At 71.1% G+C, this 17,614-nt stretch carries 18 protein-coding genes; 7 read left to right on the forward strand and 11 right to left on the reverse strand.

What is annotated here, in order from left to right:
* The first annotated feature begins 26 nt into the window (after positions 1-26).
* Positions 27-620 (forward strand): TetR/AcrR family transcriptional regulator, encoded by a 594-nt coding sequence (locus tag OHT01_RS31235; protein ID WP_328556443.1) that lies wholly within the window; start codon positions 27-29, stop codon positions 618-620.
* 131 nt (positions 621-751) lie between these two features.
* Here the strand turns inward: OHT01_RS31235 and OHT01_RS31240 are convergent, their stop codons facing one another.
* From OHT01_RS31240 to OHT01_RS31270, 7 genes are all read right to left on the reverse strand, one after another.
* Complete coding sequence (locus OHT01_RS31240) at positions 752-1,966, reverse strand: acyl-CoA dehydrogenase family protein (RefSeq protein WP_328556444.1); 1,215 nt, start codon at positions 1,964-1,966, stop codon at positions 752-754.
* A gap of 6 nt (positions 1,967-1,972) precedes the next feature.
* Positions 1,973-2,995 carry a phosphotransferase family protein gene (locus OHT01_RS31245; protein ID WP_328558337.1) on the reverse strand — a complete coding sequence of 341 codons (1,023 nt, stop codon included), beginning with the start codon at positions 2,993-2,995 and terminating at the stop codon, positions 1,973-1,975.
* A 139-nt stretch (positions 2,996-3,134) separates the two neighbouring features.
* Positions 3,135-3,431 (reverse strand): hypothetical protein, encoded by a 297-nt coding sequence (locus tag OHT01_RS31250; RefSeq protein WP_328556445.1) that lies wholly within the window; start codon positions 3,429-3,431, stop codon positions 3,135-3,137.
* 265 nt (positions 3,432-3,696) lie between these two features.
* Entirely contained in the window at positions 3,697-4,026 is a 330-nt protein-coding gene (locus OHT01_RS31255) for a DUF202 domain-containing protein (RefSeq protein ID WP_328556446.1), read from the reverse strand.
* Positions 4,023-4,415, reverse strand: coding sequence for a YidH family protein (locus OHT01_RS31260; protein WP_328556447.1), 393 nt, complete (start codon positions 4,413-4,415; stop codon positions 4,023-4,025). Before OHT01_RS31260 ends, OHT01_RS31255 begins: the two co-directional genes overlap by 4 nt.
* 82 nt (positions 4,416-4,497) lie before the next feature.
* Positions 4,498-5,013: an NUDIX hydrolase gene (locus OHT01_RS31265; RefSeq protein WP_328556448.1), complete on the reverse strand. Its 516-nt coding sequence runs from the start codon at positions 5,011-5,013 to the stop codon at positions 4,498-4,500.
* 59 nt (positions 5,014-5,072) lie between these two features.
* Positions 5,073-5,966, reverse strand: coding sequence for a DMT family transporter (locus OHT01_RS31270; RefSeq protein ID WP_328556449.1), 894 nt, complete (start codon positions 5,964-5,966; stop codon positions 5,073-5,075).
* A gap of 303 nt (positions 5,967-6,269) precedes the next feature.
* Between OHT01_RS31270 and OHT01_RS31275 the strand changes: the two genes are divergently transcribed.
* The 5 genes from OHT01_RS31275 to OHT01_RS31295 all read left to right on the forward strand — a co-directional run bounded on the left by OHT01_RS31275 (position 6,270) and on the right by OHT01_RS31295 (position 12,449).
* Positions 6,270-7,925, forward strand: coding sequence for an FAD-binding dehydrogenase (locus OHT01_RS31275; protein ID WP_328556450.1), 1,656 nt, complete (start codon positions 6,270-6,272; stop codon positions 7,923-7,925).
* Between the two features lie 302 nt (positions 7,926-8,227).
* Entirely contained in the window at positions 8,228-9,178 is a 951-nt protein-coding gene (locus tag OHT01_RS31280; RefSeq protein WP_328556451.1) for a hypothetical protein, read from the forward strand.
* A 42-nt stretch (positions 9,179-9,220) separates the two neighbouring features.
* A complete protein-coding gene (locus tag OHT01_RS31285) occupies positions 9,221-10,786 on the forward strand; it encodes an APC family permease (protein ID WP_328556452.1) in 1,566 nt (521 codons plus the stop codon).
* A gap of 366 nt (positions 10,787-11,152) precedes the next feature.
* On the forward strand, positions 11,153-11,830 hold the full coding sequence (locus tag OHT01_RS31290) for a molybdopterin-dependent oxidoreductase (protein ID WP_328556453.1): 678 nt from the start codon (positions 11,153-11,155) through the stop codon (positions 11,828-11,830).
* Positions 11,814-12,449, forward strand: coding sequence for a cytochrome b/b6 domain-containing protein (locus OHT01_RS31295; protein ID WP_328556454.1), 636 nt, complete (start codon positions 11,814-11,816; stop codon positions 12,447-12,449). The genes OHT01_RS31290 and OHT01_RS31295 overlap by 17 nt, the downstream gene beginning before the upstream one ends.
* A 292-nt stretch (positions 12,450-12,741) precedes the next feature.
* Here OHT01_RS31295 and OHT01_RS31300 read toward each other — a convergent pair whose 3' ends face one another.
* Together OHT01_RS31300 and OHT01_RS31305 are read right to left on the reverse strand one after the other, a co-directional pair.
* On the reverse strand, positions 12,742-14,139 hold the full coding sequence (locus OHT01_RS31300; protein WP_328556455.1) for a GntP family permease: 1,398 nt from the start codon (positions 14,137-14,139) through the stop codon (positions 12,742-12,744).
* Between the two features lie 252 nt (positions 14,140-14,391).
* Positions 14,392-14,919 (reverse strand): gluconokinase, encoded by a 528-nt coding sequence (locus tag OHT01_RS31305; RefSeq protein WP_328556456.1) that lies wholly within the window; start codon positions 14,917-14,919, stop codon positions 14,392-14,394.
* A 130-nt stretch (positions 14,920-15,049) separates the two neighbouring features.
* Between OHT01_RS31305 and OHT01_RS31310 the strand changes: the two genes are divergently transcribed.
* The gene (locus OHT01_RS31310) at positions 15,050-15,751 is read left to right on the forward strand and encodes a FadR/GntR family transcriptional regulator (protein WP_328556457.1); all 702 of its coding nucleotides are present in this window, start codon (positions 15,050-15,052) and stop codon (positions 15,749-15,751) included.
* A gap of 19 nt (positions 15,752-15,770) precedes the next feature.
* Here OHT01_RS31310 and OHT01_RS31315 read toward each other — a convergent pair whose 3' ends face one another.
* Together OHT01_RS31315 and OHT01_RS31320 are read right to left on the reverse strand one after the other, a co-directional pair.
* Positions 15,771-16,145 (reverse strand): YchJ family protein, encoded by a 375-nt coding sequence (locus tag OHT01_RS31315; protein WP_328556458.1) that lies wholly within the window; start codon positions 16,143-16,145, stop codon positions 15,771-15,773.
* Between the two features lie 4 nt (positions 16,146-16,149).
* A complete protein-coding gene (locus OHT01_RS31320) occupies positions 16,150-17,556 on the reverse strand; it encodes a M1 family metallopeptidase (protein WP_328556459.1) in 1,407 nt (468 codons plus the stop codon).
* Between the last annotated feature and the right edge of the window lie 58 nt (positions 17,557-17,614).

Raw genomic sequence — 17,614 nt, forward strand, 5'->3', positions numbered from 1 at the left:
GAACGCACGAAAGGCAGGTGGCGGCAGTGCCCAGGACGACGGACGGTGACGGTACGCCCGTCCCGCAGCGGCTCCTCGCCGCCGCCACCCGGCTCTTCGCCGAGCAGGGTTACGACCGCACCTCGGTGCAGGAGATCGTCGAGGCGGCGGGCGTCACCAAGGGGGCGCTGTACCACTACTTCGGCTCCAAGGACGACCTCCTGCACGAGGTCTACGCGCGCGTGCTGCGTCTCCAGCAGGAACGGCTGGACGCGTTCGCCGACTCGGACGCGCCGGTGGAGGAGCGGCTGCGGGGCGCGGCGGCCGACGTGGTCGTCACGACCATCGACAACCTCGACGACGCCTCGATCTTCTTCCGTTCCATGCACCACCTCGGCCCCGAGAAGCTCAAGCAGGTGCGGTCCGAGCGGCGGCGCTACCACGAGCGCTTCCGCGCTCTGGTCGAGGAGGGCCAGAAGAAGGGCGTCTTCTCCACGGCCACCCCCGCAGACCTGGTCGTCGACTACCACTTCGGCTCGGTCCACCACCTGTCGACGTGGTACCGCCCCGACGGCCCGCTCGCTCCCCAGCAGGTCGCCGACCACCTGGCGGACCTGCTGCTGCGCGCACTGCGCCCCTGAGCACGTCAATCGCCGGAGGGGCTGAGAATCAGCCCCTCCGGCGATTGAGGAGCGGGGGTCCGGGGGCAGCGCCCCGGGTTCGGGACGGGAAGGGGCGGAGGGGGCGAAAAACTCCCCCCGCCCCGTCGGCGTCAGACGTACTTCTTGATCTCCCGGTACGCCAGCGAGCGCTGGTGGACCTCGTCGGGACCGTCGGCGAGCTTCAGCGTCCGCGCGGCGGCCCACAGTTCGGCCAGCGGGAAGTCCTGGCTGACGCCGCCGGCGCCGTGCAGCTGGACCGCCTTGTCGAGGATGTCGACGACCGTGCGCGGAGTGGCGATCTTGATGGCCTGGATCTCCGTGTGCGCGCCCTTGTTGCCGACCGTGTCCATCATCCAGGCGGTCTTCAGGACCAGCAGACGCAGTTGCTCGACGGCGACCCGCGCGTCGGCGATCCAGTTCTGTACGACGCCCTGCTGGGCCAGCGGCTTCCCGAACGCCGTACGGGACACCGCCCGGCGGCACATCAGCTCGATGGCACGCTCGGCCATGCCGATCAGCCGCATGCAGTGGTGGATCCGGCCCGGACCGAGCCGCGCCTGCGCGATGGCGAAACCGCCGCCCTCCTCGCCGACCAGGTTGCTCACCGGGACCCGGACGTGGTCGAAGACGACCTCCGCGTGCCCGCCGTGGGAGTGGTCCTCGTAGCCGTACACCTGCATGGCGCGCCGCACCACGAGGCCCGGAGTGTCGCGCGGGACCAGGACCATCGACTGCTGGCGGCGGATGTCGGCGCCGTCCGGGTCCGTCTTGCCCATCACGATGAAGATCTTGCAGTCGGGGTTCATCGCCCCGGAGATGTACCACTTGCGGCCCGTGATGACGTACTCGTCGCCGTCCCGCTCGATCAGCGTGGTGATGTTCGTGGCGTCGGAGGAGGCGACCTCGGGCTCCGTCATCGCGAACGCGGAGCGGATCTCCCCGGCGAGCAGCGGCTCCAGCCACTGCTTCTTCTGGCGCTCGTCGCCGAACTGGGTGAGCACCTCCATGTTCCCGGTGTCGGGGGCCGCGCAGTTCAGCGCGGTGGGCGCCAGGTGCGGGCTGCGGCCGGTGATCTCGGCGAGCGGCGCGTACTGGAGATTGGTCAGCCCGGCACCGTACTCGGCGTCCGGCAGGAAGAGGTTCCACAGGCCCTGCCTGCGGGCCTCGGCCTTCAGCTCGCCGACCACGGCGGGCGTGTCCCACGGCGAGGCCAGCAGAGCGCGCTGCTCCTCCGCGACGGCCTCCGCCGGATAGACGTACTCGTCCATGAAGGCGAGCAGCTTCTGGCGCAGCTCTTCGGTGCGCGCGTCGAATCCGAAGTCCATGGCGGATCAGCCTTCCTGAAGGGTGGTCAGGCCGTGCTCGATGAAGACGGGGACCAGTTCACCGATGCGGTCGAAGCCGCCGCCGACCGTCTGGCCCTTGGTGTAGCGGTAGTGGATGCCCTCCAGGATCACGGCGAGCTTGAACCAGGCGAAGGCCGTGTACCAGGAGACCGCGGAGACGTCGCGCCCCGAGCGCGCGGCGTACCGCTCGACGAGCTCGGCCGCCGCCGGGTGCCCGGCGGCCGAAGCGGTCGTGCTGATGGGGGAGTTGGGCAGGTTCAGGCGCGTGCTGTACATGACGAGAAGCCCGAGGTCGGTGAGCGGATCGCCGAGGGTGGACATCTCCCAGTCCAGGATCGCCCTGATCCGGTCGTCGGGCCCGATCAGCACGTTGTCGAGCCGGTAGTCGCCGTGGACGACGGTGGGCGCGGGGGAGTCGGGCAGTTCGCGGCCCAGGGCGGCGTGCAGTTCGTCGATGCCGGCCAGCTCGCGGTTGCGGGACGCGTCCAACTGCTTGCCCCAGCGGCGCAGTTGCCGGTCCAGGAAGCCCTCGGGCCGGCCGAAGTCGGCGAGACCCACCGCGGCCGGGTCCACCGCGTGCAGTTCGACCAGGGTGTCCACCAGGCCGATCACCGCGTCGCGGGTGCGCTGCGGGCCGAGCGGGGCGAGCTGGTCCGCCGTGCGGTACGGGGTGCCCTCCACGAACTCCATGACGTAGAACGGGGCGCCGAGCACCGACTCGTCCTCGCACAGCAGCACGGGGTTCGGGACCGGGACGGCCGTCGGGTGCAGCGCGCTGATCACCCGGTGCTCGCGCTTCATGTCGTGCGCCGTGGCCAGTACGTGCCCCAGCGGGGGCCGTCGTACGACCCACCGGGCGGTGCCGTCGGAGACCGCGTAGGTGAGGTTCGACCGTCCGCCCTCGATCAGTCGGCCGGTCAGCGGGCCGTTCACCAGTCCTGGCCGCTCACGGTCGAGCAGGCCGCGCAACCGGTCGAGATCGAGACCTGGCGGGTGGTCCGGGCTCATCATTGCTCCTCAGCACACGGGAACGGGACGTGACCATGATGCCGACCAGTCGGTATGTCGTCCAGCGGCTGCGCGAAACGTGATCGGCGTCTCCCCCGGAGCGCGCGGGTCCGGGGGAGACGCCGTCGGGGCGAAAGGGTCAGTGATCGTCCCAGTGCCCGTCGTGCTCCGCGTGCCGATGGCCGTCGTGCAGATAGTCGACGTGATCCCCGTGCGTCACGGCGGGATGTCCGCAGCCCTCGCCGTGCTGGTGGGCGTGCCGGTCGTGCGCCGCGTGGCCGCTCGGCTCGCACTCGTCCCAGTGTCCCGAGTGCTCGCGATGCAGATGTCCGTCGTGCGCGTAGTCGACGTGGTCCCCGTGCCGCACCTCGGTGTGGCCGCAGTCCGGATCGTGGACGTGCTGGTGGGTGGGGTGCTCCTGGTGAAGGGTGGTCATCGTGCTCACCTTCGGCTGTGACGTGCGGTGGGGTGCCCGTTCGGTGCGCCTCCCGCGCCGAGCGGGGGTGGGGCGACACCTCAGGCTATCGCCGCAAACCGTCATGATTCGGGCTATTTCCTGGCGCGTGGCGCCCGGGTACGGGAGAGCGGGCCGAGGCTGTCGCGACCGTGCGCCTCCCGCCCCGACAGCCCCGACAGCGTCATGGTCGCCGCTGGAACGCGCGGCCGCCGGAACGCGGTCACGGGGAAGCGGCCGTCACCGCTCAGAACACCAGCGCCAACGCGCACACGGCCAGCGCCACCGTGCACAGGGCCGTCGCCGTCGCGTGCCGGGGAGGGAGCGGGGTGGGGCCCGCGGGGCCCGCGGTCGCCAGTGTGCGGATGCGGCGGTGGGCGAGGCCGAGGAACGCCAGCCAGAGAACGCAGCAGAACGCGCACGCCACGATTCCGGCGGCCGAGTCCCTGTCGTGCAGGGCCGCCTTCGCGGCGAGTACGGCGGCGACGGTGCTGGAGAGGGTCGTACGGCGCCAGGCCAGCCGCGTGCGTTCCGGCTGGAGGCCCGGGTCCCGTTCCTCCCGGGCGGGCGTGGTCATCCCGCCCAGCCGACCAGGACCACGACGACCATCGCGACCGCGACGACCGCCACGACGATGCTCAGCACCGCCGGGAAGCGCGACACCGGCAGGTCCTCGCCGCGCCGCATCGCCCGTTCGCAGCGCACCCAGTGATTGACGGCCCGCAGCGCGCAGAGCACGCCCGCCGCCAGCAGCGCGAGGGCGAGACCGGCTCGCCAGGCCCAGCGCAGGTCCGGCAGGAACTGGTCCACGGCGAAGCCCCCGCCGATGAGGGCGAGCGCCGTGCGCAGCCAGGCCAGAAAGGTCCGCTCATTGGCCAGCGAGAACCGGTAGTCCGGGGTCCTGCCCTCGTCCCGGATCTCCTGCGGCGCGAACCACAACCGGACATTGCGCACGAGTTCGATCACGCCCAGGACCCTACCGGGGAGCCCGGCGCGGGACGCTGTCAGTACCGCCCGGGCCACCCGGGACCGGCCGGGCCGTCCGCGCTCAGTCCATCGCCCGGTAGTCCCTGAGCCGCTGGTAGCCCGCCAGTCCGTCCGGTACCCAGTTCCACTCGGGCAGCCGGCGCTCCAGTTCCTCGTCGGTGAGGAAGGAGTGCCAGGCGACCTCCTCGGCCTGCGGGTCCACCGGAAGCTCGCAGCGGACCTCGTACACGGCCGACCACCAGGTGGCGCCGGCCCCGTCGTCGTACAGGAACGTGAACAGGGGGGTCGGCCGGGGGAGACCGGAGACGCCGAGTTCCTCCTCGGCCTCGCGGAGCGCCGCGTCGTCGTAGGACTCGCCGGCACCGACGACCCCGCCCACGAACATGTCGTAGTGGGAGGGGAACACCAGTTTGGTGGCGGTGCGCCGATGGACGAAGACCCGGCCCTCGGCGTCCCGCGCCTCGATGAACACGCACCGGTGGCGCAGCCCGCGCGCGTACGCCTCCCCGCGTGGGGACTGCCCGATGACCTGGTCGTTCTCGTCCACGATGTCGAGGATCTCGTCAGCGGCATTCATGGACCCATCCAAGCAGCCGGCGACTCCGCCGGAGGTGGATCGGCGGGTGCGGATCTCCCTCAGTGCGGCTGGAGGTCCCGGGAGCGCTCCGGTTCCGCCGTGCCCGAGGGCATCGCCGGGTGCATCCCCAGCAGGATGATCCCGGCCACGACACCCGCGAGCCCCGCGGCCTGCCAGGCGAGTGCGCCGGCATCGGTGCGCAGCTGGTCCCCGAGGAAGCCCACCCCGCAGGCGATGCCGGCCAGCGGCTGGGCGGCGGTGAGCGCGGGCAGCGACATCCTCAGCGGTGCCGTCTCGAAGGCGCTCTGGACCAGGATCAGCCCGGTCACGCCGAGGGTGATCACCGCGTACGGCTGCCAGCCGGTGATCAGCTCGGTCCAGCCGCCGGCGCTGAACCGCTGGCCGCTGACCCGGGTGAGCGCGTCCTGAAGGCCGTACAGCAGCCCCGCGGCGGTGGCGAGCAGCACCGGCCCCGCGCTCAGCCGGGACCGCTTGGCGTAGGTGGTGAGCAGCAGGGCGAGCCCGACCACGATCCCGATGATCAGCCAGTGCCGCAGCGGGTCGCTGACGGCGTCGCCGCCCTGCGGCTGCCCGGCCACGATGAACGCGGAGACACCGCCCGCGAGCAGCAGGAGCCCGGCCCAGCCCTGCTTGCCGAGCGGCTGCTTGGTCTGGTGGCGGGAGAGCGCGAGGGCGAAGAGCAGGTTGGTGGCGAGGAGCGGTTCCACCAGCGAGACCTCGCCGTTGCCCAGCGCGATCGCGCCGAGGACCATGCCGCACACCATGAGTCCGATACCGCCCAGCCAGCGCGGGACCCGGATGAGGTCGAGCAGCAGGCGGGGGGAGAGGAAGTCGCTGAGCGGGGCGTGCGAGGCCGCGTTCTGCTGGAGCACGAAGCCGAAGCCCAGACAGCAGGCCGCGCTCACGGCGAGGACCAGAACCAGTACCGACACGCTGGGTACCTCGATACATCGGGAGTCGGGGCGGGCCAGTGGTGCGTATCCCGCCGACTGTAGTGCCATGGGCCGGGGGCCTGCCCCCGGGAGTACCGAGAACCAGGCAGTTGACTCGGTCACCTTCCTTGCCGAAGGATCTGACCGATCAGTAACAAGTGCCGGTCGGCCGTGCGTACGGTCGACCACCACCAATGTCTCACCAACCAGCACGCTGTCGATCGGTTCGTGACAAATGTCATCAAAGCGCCCTTTTTGGCACCGACCCGATCCGACCAGTCGGAATGTCGAGAGGACGGGCCCATGGCCTACGACGCAGATGTGATCGTCATCGGAGCGGGCCTCGCGGGGCTCGCGGCGACCGCGGAGCTCGTCGACGCGGGCCGCAAGGTGATCCTCCTGGACCAGGAGCCCGAGCAGTCGATCGGCGGCCAGGCGCACTGGTCCTTCGGCGGACTCTTCTTCGTCGACTCGCCCGAACAGCGCCGCATGCGGATCAAGGACAATCACGCGCTCGCCCTCCAGGACTGGATGGGCACCGCGGGCTTCGACCGCCCCGAGGACCACTGGCCGCGCCAGTGGGCCGAGGCGTACGTCGACTTCGCGGCCGGCGAGAAGCGGCCCTGGCTGCACCGGCAGGGTGTGCGCTTCTTCCCGGTGGTGGGCTGGGCCGAGCGCGGCGGCTACGACGCCAACGGGCACGGCAACTCGGTGCCGCGCTTCCACATCACCTGGGGGACCGGCCCCGGTCTCGTCGCGCCCTTCGAGCGGCGGGTGCGGGAGGGGGTCGCCCGCGGCCTGGTCGAGCTGAGGTTCCGGCACCGGGTCACCGGCCTGTCCGGCAGCGCGGGCTCCGTCGACACCGTCACCGGCGAGGTGCTGGAGCCGTCCGCCATCGAGCGCGGCCAGGCCAGCAGCCGTACGGTCACCGGCGCCTTCGAGCTCAGGGCCCAGGCGGTGATCGTCACCTCCGGCGGCATCGGCGGCAACCACGACCTCGTGCGCGCCAACTGGCCCGAGCGGCTCGGCACCCCGCCCGAGCGGATGATCTCCGGAGTCCCCGCCCACGTCGACGGCGCGATGCTCGGGATCGCCGAGGAGGCCGGCGCCCGTCTCATCAACCGCGACCGCATGTGGCACTACACCGAGGGCATCCAGAACTGGAACCCCATCTGGGACAAGCACGGCATCCGCATCCTGCCGGGCCCCTCCAGCCTCTGGCTGGACGCGCGCGGCAACCGGCTTCCGGTGCCGCTCTTCCCGGGCTTCGACACCCTCGGCACCCTCGAACACATCATGCGGACCGGATACGACTACACCTGGTTCGTCCTCGACCAGAAGATCATCGGCAAGGAGTTCGCGCTCTCCGGTTCGGAGCAGAACCCCGATCTGACCGGCAAGTCGATCAAGGGCGTCATCGGACGGGCCCGCGCCGATGTGCCCGGTCCGGTCAAGGCGTTCATGGACAACGGCGTCGACTTCGTCGTGGAGAACGACCTCGCCGCGCTGGTGCGCGGGATGAACGCGCTCACCGAGAAGCCGCTCATCGACGAGGCGGCGCTGCGCCACGAGATCGTCGCGCGCGACCGGGAGATCGCCAACCCCTTCACCAAGGATCTCCAGGTCATGTCGATCCGCGGAGCCCGCAACTACCTCGGCGACAAGCTCATCCGCACGGCGACCCCGCACCGCATCCTCGACCCCAAGGCCGGTCCGCTGATCGCGGTGCGCCTCAACATCCTGACCCGCAAGACCCTCGGCGGTCTGGAGACCGACCTCTCCTCGCGGGTGCTGACGGAGGGCGGCGAGCCGCTGGCGGGTCTCTACGCGGCCGGTGAGGCCGCCGGGTTCGGCGGCGGCGGAGTCCATGGGTACCGGTCCCTGGAGGGCACTTTCCTCGGGGGCTGCCTCTTCTCCGGCCGCACGGCCGGCCGTGCGGCCGCCGAGGCGGTGAGCTGACCGAACCGGGGCGGCCGTTCGTGCCGTGGTCCGGGGCGGCTGTTCAAGCCACCGGACCACGGCGGCCGTACGACACGTCCGAACAGGGCGGCTGTTCGTGCTGGAGAGACAAGCGGGCTGTTCAAGTCGCCGGTAAAGGGCGGTCGTTCGGGACAATGTGCGTGATGTGCAGCCAACTGCGGCGCAAGTAAAGGCAGTTGACACGTGTAGTGATTTGGCCGGAGCTTGACTTGAACCCGTGGCTCCGGGTTTGCTGTGCGTGATCACCCTTTGACGAACCGCGCATGTGAGGTTGAGCAGCGGTGTCACCACCCCCACCTCCCCTGGGCCGCGGTCGCAAGCGGACGTCCCAGGCCTTCGACGCCGCCCTCGACGACGCCGAACTCGCCGCCGCACGCACCTCGTTGAACCAGGGGCGGTGGACGGACGTCCGCTCACTGCTCGCCGCGACCGGCGAGGACTGGGACCGTCGCGGGCACCGCGTCACCGTGCTCGCGCAGGAGTCCGCGACGCTCGCCTGGGCCCGCGACTGGCAGCTCGCCGAACCGGAGTCCCCCGACGCGGCCGTACTCCTCGGCTGCGCCACCGTGGAGCGTGCCCTGCACGGCAAGGAACGCCCGGAGAGTGCCCGCGAGGCCTGCCACCGGGCCGCGGCCCTCGCCCCCGGCGACCCGACCCCCTGGCTCGGCCTGCTCGTCCTGGAGCGCGCACTCGGCGCCGAGGACGAGATGGTCCGGCTCTTCGACGAGGTGCGCCACCGGCACGCCGTCCACCACCACGCGCACCATCTGATGGTCGCCCGGCTCGCGGAGCGGCGTGCCGCCGCGGGCCAGGACCCCTTGCACGAGGTGTACGACTTCGCCAACTGGGCGGCCGAACAGGCGCCCGCCGACTCGCCGCTCGCGATCCTCCCGGTCGTCGCGCACGCCGAGCGCTTCCGGGTGCTCGCCGGGGCCGGGATCGAGGCCGCCGACCCGGTGGCCTCCGGACACTGGGCCGGGCGCCGGGCCCGCCAGGTGCTGAAGGCCGCCTTCGACTGGTGGCTGGAGTGGGAGCACGGCACCCATCCGCGCCGGCTCGTCGACCTCAACTTCCTTGCCCACGCCAAGATCTGCGAGGGCCGGGACGGCGAGGCCGCCGCCCTGTTCCACCGCATCGCGGAGCACGCCACCCCGGCTCCGTGGTCGTACCCGGACCGCGATGGGTACCAAGCCTTCCGTGCCGCGCGCGACAGCGTGCTCGGCACGGTGTGAACGCCCCCCCCGAAGACCGACATCCGAAAGGACGACCCCGCGATGACGACGGGCAGTTCGAGCACACCGAGTACGTCGAGCACGGGAAGACCGGACGCCGACGGCGCCGGCATCAGCACCTTCAAGGGCCAGGACAGGGCCCTGCGCGCCGGCCGGCTGGGTACGGCGGGTCTGCTCCTGTCCGTCCTCGCGGCGACCGCCCCGCTCATGGTGGTCGCGGGTGTCATGCCCACCACATTCGCGGTGATGGGAATCGTCGGGCAGCCGCTTCTCTTCGTCATCCTCGGCATCGTCCTCGTGCTCTTCAGCATCGGATACGCCGAGATGAGCCGGCACGTCCACAACGCGGGCGCCTTCTACGCGTACATCTCGCGCGGACTCGGCGGCACCCCGGGCGCGGGCGCCGCCGCGGTCGCCCTCGTCGCCTACAGCGCGCTCCAGGTCGGCATCTACGGACTCTTCGGCTTCGAGGTCTCCGGGCTGTTCGCCACCTACCTCGATACCCAAGTCGCCTGGTGGATACCGGCGTTGGCCGCTGTGCTCGTCGTCGGCGCACTGGCCTGGCTGAAGATCGACGTCAACGCCTGGGTACTCGGCGTGCTGCTGATCATCGAGGTGGCCCTCGTCGTCGTCTTCGACGTGGCGGCCGTCGGCGATCCCGCCAAGGCGGGCCTGTCGCTGCACGCCTTCAACCCGGACACCCTCACCGGGGCGGGCGTCGGCACCGCGCTGTGCTTCTGCATCGCGGCCTTCACCGGCTTCGAACAGGCCCCGGTGTACGCCGAGGAGACCAGCCGCCCGCACATCCTCGTGCCGCGCGTCATGTTCCTCGCGATCGGATTCGTCGCCGTCTTCTTCGCGGTCAGCTCCTGGGCGCTGACCATCGCCACCGGCCCCTCGGCGATCGTCGGGACGTCCCAGAAGCAGAGCGCCGGGCTGCTGTTCTTCCTCACCGAGTCACGGCTCGGCTCCACCTTCACGGACGTCCTGCACGTGCTGTTCGTGACCGGCATGTTCGCGGCGCTGCTCAGCTTCCACAACGTCGTCGCGCGGTACGCCTTCGCCATGGGCCGTGAGGGACTGCTGCCCAGCGCCTTCGGCCGCACCACCGAGTCCAGCGGCGCTCCCGGCACCGGCTCGCTCCTGCACACCGTCGTCTCGCTGATCGTGGTCGGCGGCTTCGCCCTGGCCGACGACAAGCCGACCGGCGACCCGACCGCGCCCGTGCTCCAGTTGTTCACCTGGGGCGGCAACGTCGGAGCGCTCGGCGTCACCCTCCTCATGGCGGCCGCCTCGCTCTCGGTCATCGTGTTCTTCGTCCGCCGCGGCGCGGCCCGCGCCCAGTCCTGGCGGCTGGTCACCTCCGCGATCGCGGGCGTCGCCCTGCTCGTCATCGCGGTCTACACCGTCAAGGACTTCGACGTTCTCGTCGGCGCGGGTCCGGACTCCGTCCTGAACGTGCTGCTGCCCGCGGTCATCGGGCTCGCGCTGGTCGTCGGACTGGTCCAGGGTCTGGTGCTGCGCTCCCGCAAGCCCGAGGCGCACGCCAGGATCGGCCTCGGCAACGAGGCGTTCCAGTTGGACAAGGCGGCCGAGTCCACCTCCTGATGAGGCCCGGCCGTCCTCTTCGGGGCCGATGTTCCCGGACCGTACGTAAGAAGAGATGACGGAACGCTGACGAGCACCCGCCACCGCTGGCTTTTTGGTGGTCGCGGGTGCTCGAATCAAGGGGTGAACACTGAAAGGCCCGGGGCCTCGGACCCGGAGCGACCGAGGTCGCGGAAACCGGAGGGCCCGGAGCGGCCCGACTCTCGCGAGCCGGAACGGCCCGAACCGCGGGCTCCCGAAGAAGAAGACGAGCACGAAGCGCGCGAAGAGCACGGTGCGCACCAAGAACACCAAGAACACCAAGAACACCAAGAGCACGAAGAACACTGGGAACCCGGCGAGCGCGGCAGGCCCGTCGGCCGGCGGGTGCTGCTCGGTACGCTCGGACTCGGCGCGCTCGGCGTCCTGACCGCGCCCACACTCCAGCGCGGCATGGACGCCTTCCTCGCCGGCGCCTCCCAGCGGGACCCCACCGGTCTGACCGGACTGCTGCCCAACGGCGGTGGCTTCCGCTACTACTCCGTGGCCGCCTCCGTCCCCCACCGGAACGAGACGAACTACCGTCTCACCGTCGACGGCCTGGTCGACCACCCCACCAGCTACACCCTCGCCGACCTGCGCGCCCTGCCCCAGACCCGCCTGGTGCACGACGTCCAGTGCGTCACCGGCTGGCGGGTGCCCGGCACCCCCTTCGAAGGCGTACAACTGTCCCACCTCCTCGACGCCGCCGGGGTGCACCACTCGGCCGGGGCGATCCGCTTCACCTGCTTCGACGGCACGTACACGGAGAGCCTGACCATGCGCCAGGCCCGCCGCCCGGACGTCCTGGTGGCCCTGCGCATGCAGGACAAGCCCGTCGGCCACAACCACGGCGGCCCGGTCCGCCTGTACGTGGCCCCGATGTACTTCTACAAATCCGCCAAGTGGCTCTCCGGCATCACCGTCACCAAGGACGTCCGTCCCGGGTACTGGGAGGACCGGGGCTACGACGTCGACGCCTGGGTCGGCCGTTCGAACGGACGCGACGATGAACCCACGAGTTGACGGCCCCCCGGCCGTATCCGCGCACTCCTCCCGCGTACGGCGTTTCACCCCGGCCGAGCGCTGGGTGCACCGGGTCACCGCCCTGCTGATGGGCGTGTGCGTGGCCACCGCCGCCTGCCTCTACATCCCCCAGTTCGCCGAACTCGTCGGCCGCCGCGAACTCGTCGTCCGCGTCCACGAGTTGGCGGGCGTGATGCTTCCGTTCCCGGTCCTGGCGGGCCTGGTCTCCCGGGCGTTCCGCCGTGACCTGGGGTTCCTGAACCGCTTCGGCCCGCACGACCGGGTGTGGCTGCGGGCGGTGCGCCGCCGCGACAAGGACCACCGGTCCCGTCCGGCCGGCAAGTTCAACGCCGGACAGAAGATCTACGCCGCCTGGATCGCCGGGGCCACGCTGGTGATGCTGGGCACGGGCCTGCTGATGTGGTTCACCCACCTCGCCCCGCTGGTGTGGCGCACCTCGGCGACCTTCGTCCACGACTGGCTGGCCCTCACCGTCGGCATCGTCCTCGCGGGCCACATCGGCATGGCGCTCGGCGACCCGGAGGCCCGGAGGGGGCTGCGCACGGGATCGGTGAGCCGCGACTGGGCCGACCGGGAACATCCTTTGTGGCGGCCGTGAGCGGGGACTGAGACGACGGCCGGGCCGCGGGGAGGACCGAATCAGGTCCTCCCCGCGGCCCGGTCCCGTCCGGACAGGCTCCCGACGCCCGCGCGGGGGCGCTGGACAGGGGGTGCTAGGGCGTGTTTCGAAAGTCCCGTCTGGCTCGCGACGCCTGGCACGGCACCTCGCCGCGTTGTCGGGATCGCCCGAGTACGCCCAGTACGCGGACGACCCTCCGCCTTGCGATGCACCGCACCAGACGCCGCGAGCCCCGCCCTCCGGGCGGACGACGCTACTTTCGAAACACGCCCTAGATGACGAGGGACAGCAGCAGCACCAGCGCTCCGCCCACCACCGAGATGATCGTCTCCATGACGGACCAGGTCTTCACGGTCTGGCCGACGTCCAGCCCGAAGTACTCCTTCACCAGCCAGAAGCCGGCGTCGTTGACATGGCTGAAGAAGAGCGAGCCCGCGCCGATCGCGAGGACGAGCAGCGAGGTGTGGGTGGTCGACATCCCGGTCGCGAGGGGCGCGACCAGCCCGGCCGCCGAGATGGTGGCCACGGTCGCCGAGCCGGTCGCCAGACGGATGGCGACCGCGATCAGCCAGGCCAGCAGCAGCGCGGGTACCGACCAGTCCTGGGAGATGTCCAGGATCATCCGGCCCACGCCGGAGTCGATCAGCGTCTGCTTGAAACCGCCGCCCGCGCCGACGATCAGCAGGATGCCGGCGATGGGAGCGAGGGACTTCTCGACGGTCTTCGAGATGCGGTCCTTGGTGAAGCCGGCCGCGCGGCCGAGGGTGAACATGCCCACGATCACGGCCGCGAGCAGGGCGATCAGCGGCGCGCCGACGACATCGAAGACACGCTGAGTCGTGTCCGCCGGGTCGTCGACGACGATGTCCACCAGCGCCTTGGCCAGCATCAGCACCACCGGCAGCAGCATGGTGGCGAGGGTGGCGCCGAAGCTCGGGCGCTTCTCCAGATCCTCCGAGGCGCGCTGCGGGATCATGCCGTCGGGGGCCTGGACGTCGACCCAGCGGGCCGCGTACCGCGAGAACACCGGACCGGCGATGATCACCGTCGGGATCGCCACCAGGACACCGAGCGCGAGGGTGACGCCGAGGTTCGCCTTGACCGCGTCGATCGCGACCAGCGGGCCGGGGTGCGGCGGGATCAGCCCGTGCATCACGGACAGGCCCGCGAGCGCCGGGATACCGATGCGCATCAGCGAGTAGTTGCCGCGCCTGGCGACCATCAGGACCACCGGGATCAGCAGCACGATGCCGACCTCGAAGAACAGCGGCAGACCGATCACCGAGGCGATCAGCACCATGGCCCAGGGCAGGGCACGTCCGCCCGCCTTGGCGAGGATCGTGTCGACGATCCGGTCGGCACCGCCCGAGTCGGCGAGGAGCTTGCCGAGGATCGCGCCGAGGGCGATCAGGACACCCACACCGGCCACGGTCGAGCCGAGTCCGGTGGTGAAGCTGACGATGGTCTTGTCGAGCGGGGCCCCGGCGAACGCGCCGAGGGCCAGTGAGCCGATGGTCAGGGCCAGGAAGGCGTGCAGCTTGAACCTGGTGATGAGCAGGACGATGACGGCTATGCCCGCCAGCACGGCTATGCCCAGTTGAGCGTGGCCCGCCGAGGTGATCGGCTCGACGGTGTCCGCTGCCAGCATCTCGACACTGAGTCTGGTCACGGTTGTTCCTTGCTTGAGAAACGGACGCGGGGAGGGTGGTGCGTGAAGGAGGGCCTTCCGGACAGCCTTCGGGAGGCCCTGCGAAGGAAGGCACGGGAAGGCACCCGGAAGGCGCGGGAAGGCAGGGGAAGGCGTGGGGGAGAGACACCGGCGGGACGAACACCCCCGCCGCGCGGGGTGGTTCGGCACCGGGAAGGACGGGTGACACCGCGTGGGAGGGCGTCACCGCGAGAGTGGCGGCTGCGGCGGCGGTTACCGTCCGGGCGGCGTCAGGGCGCCGAGCGCGGCCACGGCCCGCTCGGTGATCTCGGCGGGGTCGCCGGACACGTCGACCCGGACCCCCGCCTCGTCCGCCGCCAGCGGCTGGAGCGTGGCGAACTGCGAGTCCAGGAGCGCCGTGGGCATGAAGTGCCCCGTGCGGTGCGCCATCCGGTCCTCGATGAGCGCGCGGTCACCGGTGAGGTGGACGAAGACCACCCCGGGCGCCGCCGCCCGCAGCCGGTCCCGGTAACCGCGCTTCAGCGCCGAGCTGCTGACCACACCGCCGAGCCCGGCCCGGTCGTGCGCCCAGTGCCCGATGGCGTCCAGCCAGGGCCACCGGTCCTCGTCGGTCAGCGGCGTCCCGGCCGTCATCTTGTCGATGTTGGCCCGCGGGTGGAAGTCGTCGCCCTCGGCGTACGGAACGCCGAGCCGGGCGGCGAGCAGGGGACCGATGGTGGTCTTTCCGGTGCCTGCGACGCCCATGACCACGACGACATGGGGGGTGGGACTGTGCTGCATCGCGCTCTCGCTGTCTTCGTCGACATCTGATCTCGACGCCACTGAAACGTATTAGGTACGACTAATTCAAGAGTGTGTGACATATAAGTCTGACTTTTTGTTCTCGCCGTCACCCTCGTACCCTGGCCCCATGACCACACGGGGCCGGGGGCTGCACGGACACGTACTGGAAACCCTCGGGCCGGCGATCACGGCGGGCGACTACCCGCCGGGGAGCGTGCTGCGCACCGACGAACTCGCGCAGCGCTTCGAGGTGTCCCGCTCCGTGATGCGCGAGGCGGTCCGGGTGCTGGAGTCCATGTACCTGGTCGAGTCGCGTCGGCGCGTCGGCGTGACGGTCCGCCCGAAGTCCGAGTGGAACGTCTACGACCCGCAGGTCATCCGCTGGCGGCTGGCCGGCGCCGACCGTCCCCACCAGCTGCGTTCGCTCACGGTCCTGCGCTCGGCGATCGAACCCGTCGCCGCGGGACTGGCCGCCCGGCACGCCACCGCCGAGCAGTGCGCGGAGCTCACCGAGTGCGCGCTCGGCATGGTCGCCACCTCACGCGGGCAGCAACTGGAGGCGTATCTCGTCCACGACGTCGCCTTCCACCGGGTCATCCTCAACGCGTCGGGCAACGAGATGTTCGCCCGCCTCGGTGACGTCGTCGCGGAGGTACTGTCCGGCCGGACCCATCACGAGGTCATGTTCGAGGACCCGGACCCGGCCGCCGTCACCCTGCACGTGCAGCTCGCCGCGGCCGTCCGTGAGGGCGACGGGCCCCGCGCCGAACGCCTCACCCGCGAGATCACGGTCGGCGCGCTCCAGGAACTGGACGTCCTGGCACCCTGACGGCCGCCGCGCCCGGCCGTCAGTCGAGGAACTCCCCGTCCACGTACACCCAGGCGCCGTCCACCCGCTCGAACCGGCTCCGCTCGTGCAGCGAGCCGCCCCGGTAGGAGGCCCGGAAGGTCACGGTCCCGGCGCTGTGGAACGCCGAACCCTGGCCCGAACCGAGGATCTCCAGGCCGGTCCACCGCATCCCGGGGTCGAACTCCACCAGGGCCGGCCGCGTCCGCGGATGCCAGGTCCGCAGCAGATACCCCTCGTCCTCCTTCACGAAGGCGCAGTACCGCGACCGCATGAGCGCCTCCGCGGTCGGCGCCGCGGCCGCGCCGCGGTGGAAGCGCCCGCAGCAGCGGACGTACGGCTGGGCGAGCCCGCAAGGGCAGGAAGGGCTGGTCATCCCGTCATTCTCCCCGGACCCGGGCCGGGTCCGCGCTCGGCGCCGGATAGGTGGGCGGGTAGGCGGGCCGGGCGGGCAACTGCGGGGCCGCCTCCGGCAGCGGCGGCAGCGCCGTCCTGTGCAGCCACGCATCGAAGAGGTCGTCCAGAGGCTCGGCCGCGTAGCGCGAGACGTGCGAGGTGAAGACGGCCGTGGTGACCGCGCCGCCCCGGTGCAGGGTCGCCCAGCCGCGCAGCATGCGGAAGAAGGCCTCGTCGCCCAACGCGCAGCGGATCGCGTGCACGGTGAGCCCGCCGCGCTCGTAGAGCCGGTCGTCGAACATCAGCTTGCGGCCGGGGTCGGACAGCAGCAGGTCCTGCGGCAGCGCGGACAGCTTCCGGTGCGCGACGGCGGCCAGCTGACGTGCCGGGCGCCCGCCCGAGCGTTCCGACCACAGCCACTCGGCGTACTTCGCGAGCCCCTCGTTCAGCCAGATGTGCCGCCAGTCCGCGATCGTCACGCTGTTGCCGAACCACTGGTGCGCCAGCTCGTGCGCGATCAGCCGCTCCGAACCCCGCGATCCGTCCAGATGGTTTGCGCCGAACAGCGACAGACCCTGCGCCTCGACCGGGACGTCGAGCTCCTCCTCGGTCACCACCACCGCGTACTCGCCGAACGGGTACGGCCCGAAGACGCTCTCGAACAGCTCCATCATCGCGGGCTGCCGGGCGAAGTCCCGGGAGAACTCCGGGAGCAGTTGCGCGGGCAGATGCCCGGACTGCGGTACGCCCCCGAGGCCCGGGTCGCCGAGCAGCACCGTCTGGTACTTCCCGATCGACAGGCCCACCAGATAGCTGGAGGTCGGCGCCGACTGCTCGTACACCCAGGTGGTCGTCGACGCCTTCGTCGTCCGTGTCAGCAGACGGCCGCCCGCCACCACCGCGTACGCGGAGGGCGTGGTGACCGAGATCTGGTACGCGGCCTTGTCGGCCGGCCGGTCGTTGCACGGGTACCAGGACGGCGAGCCGACCGGCTGGCTCGCCACCAGCGCCCCGTCCTCCAGCTCCTCCCAGCCGATCCCGCCCCAGGGGCTGCCGACCGGCTTGGGATTGCCCGACCAGTGCACCTCGACGGTGAAGGCGGCACCCGGTCGTATCGGTTTCGGCGGACGCATCCGCAGCCTGCCGCCCCGGTGCGTGTAGTGCGGTGCCTTGCCGTCGACACGGACCCGGCCGATCCGGAAGTCGGCCAGGTTCAGCTGGAACTCGGTCAGCGGGGAGCGGCCCGCTATGGCGTTGATCCGCGCGGTGCCGGAGAGCCGGTTCGGGCCGGGGCGGTAGTCCAGCGCCAGCTCGTACCGGTGCACCCGGTAACGGGAATCTCCGTTGGCCGGGAAATAGGGGTCCGGTCCCGCTGACTGCTGAACGCTCACTGCTGCGACTGCTCCCTGCCCTGTGCTCGACGTGCCGCTGTACCGCCCTTCCCGTCCG

Source organism: Streptomyces sp. NBC_00358, assembly GCF_036099295.1.
Taxonomy (GTDB): Bacteria; Actinomycetota; Actinomycetes; order Streptomycetales; family Streptomycetaceae; genus Streptomyces.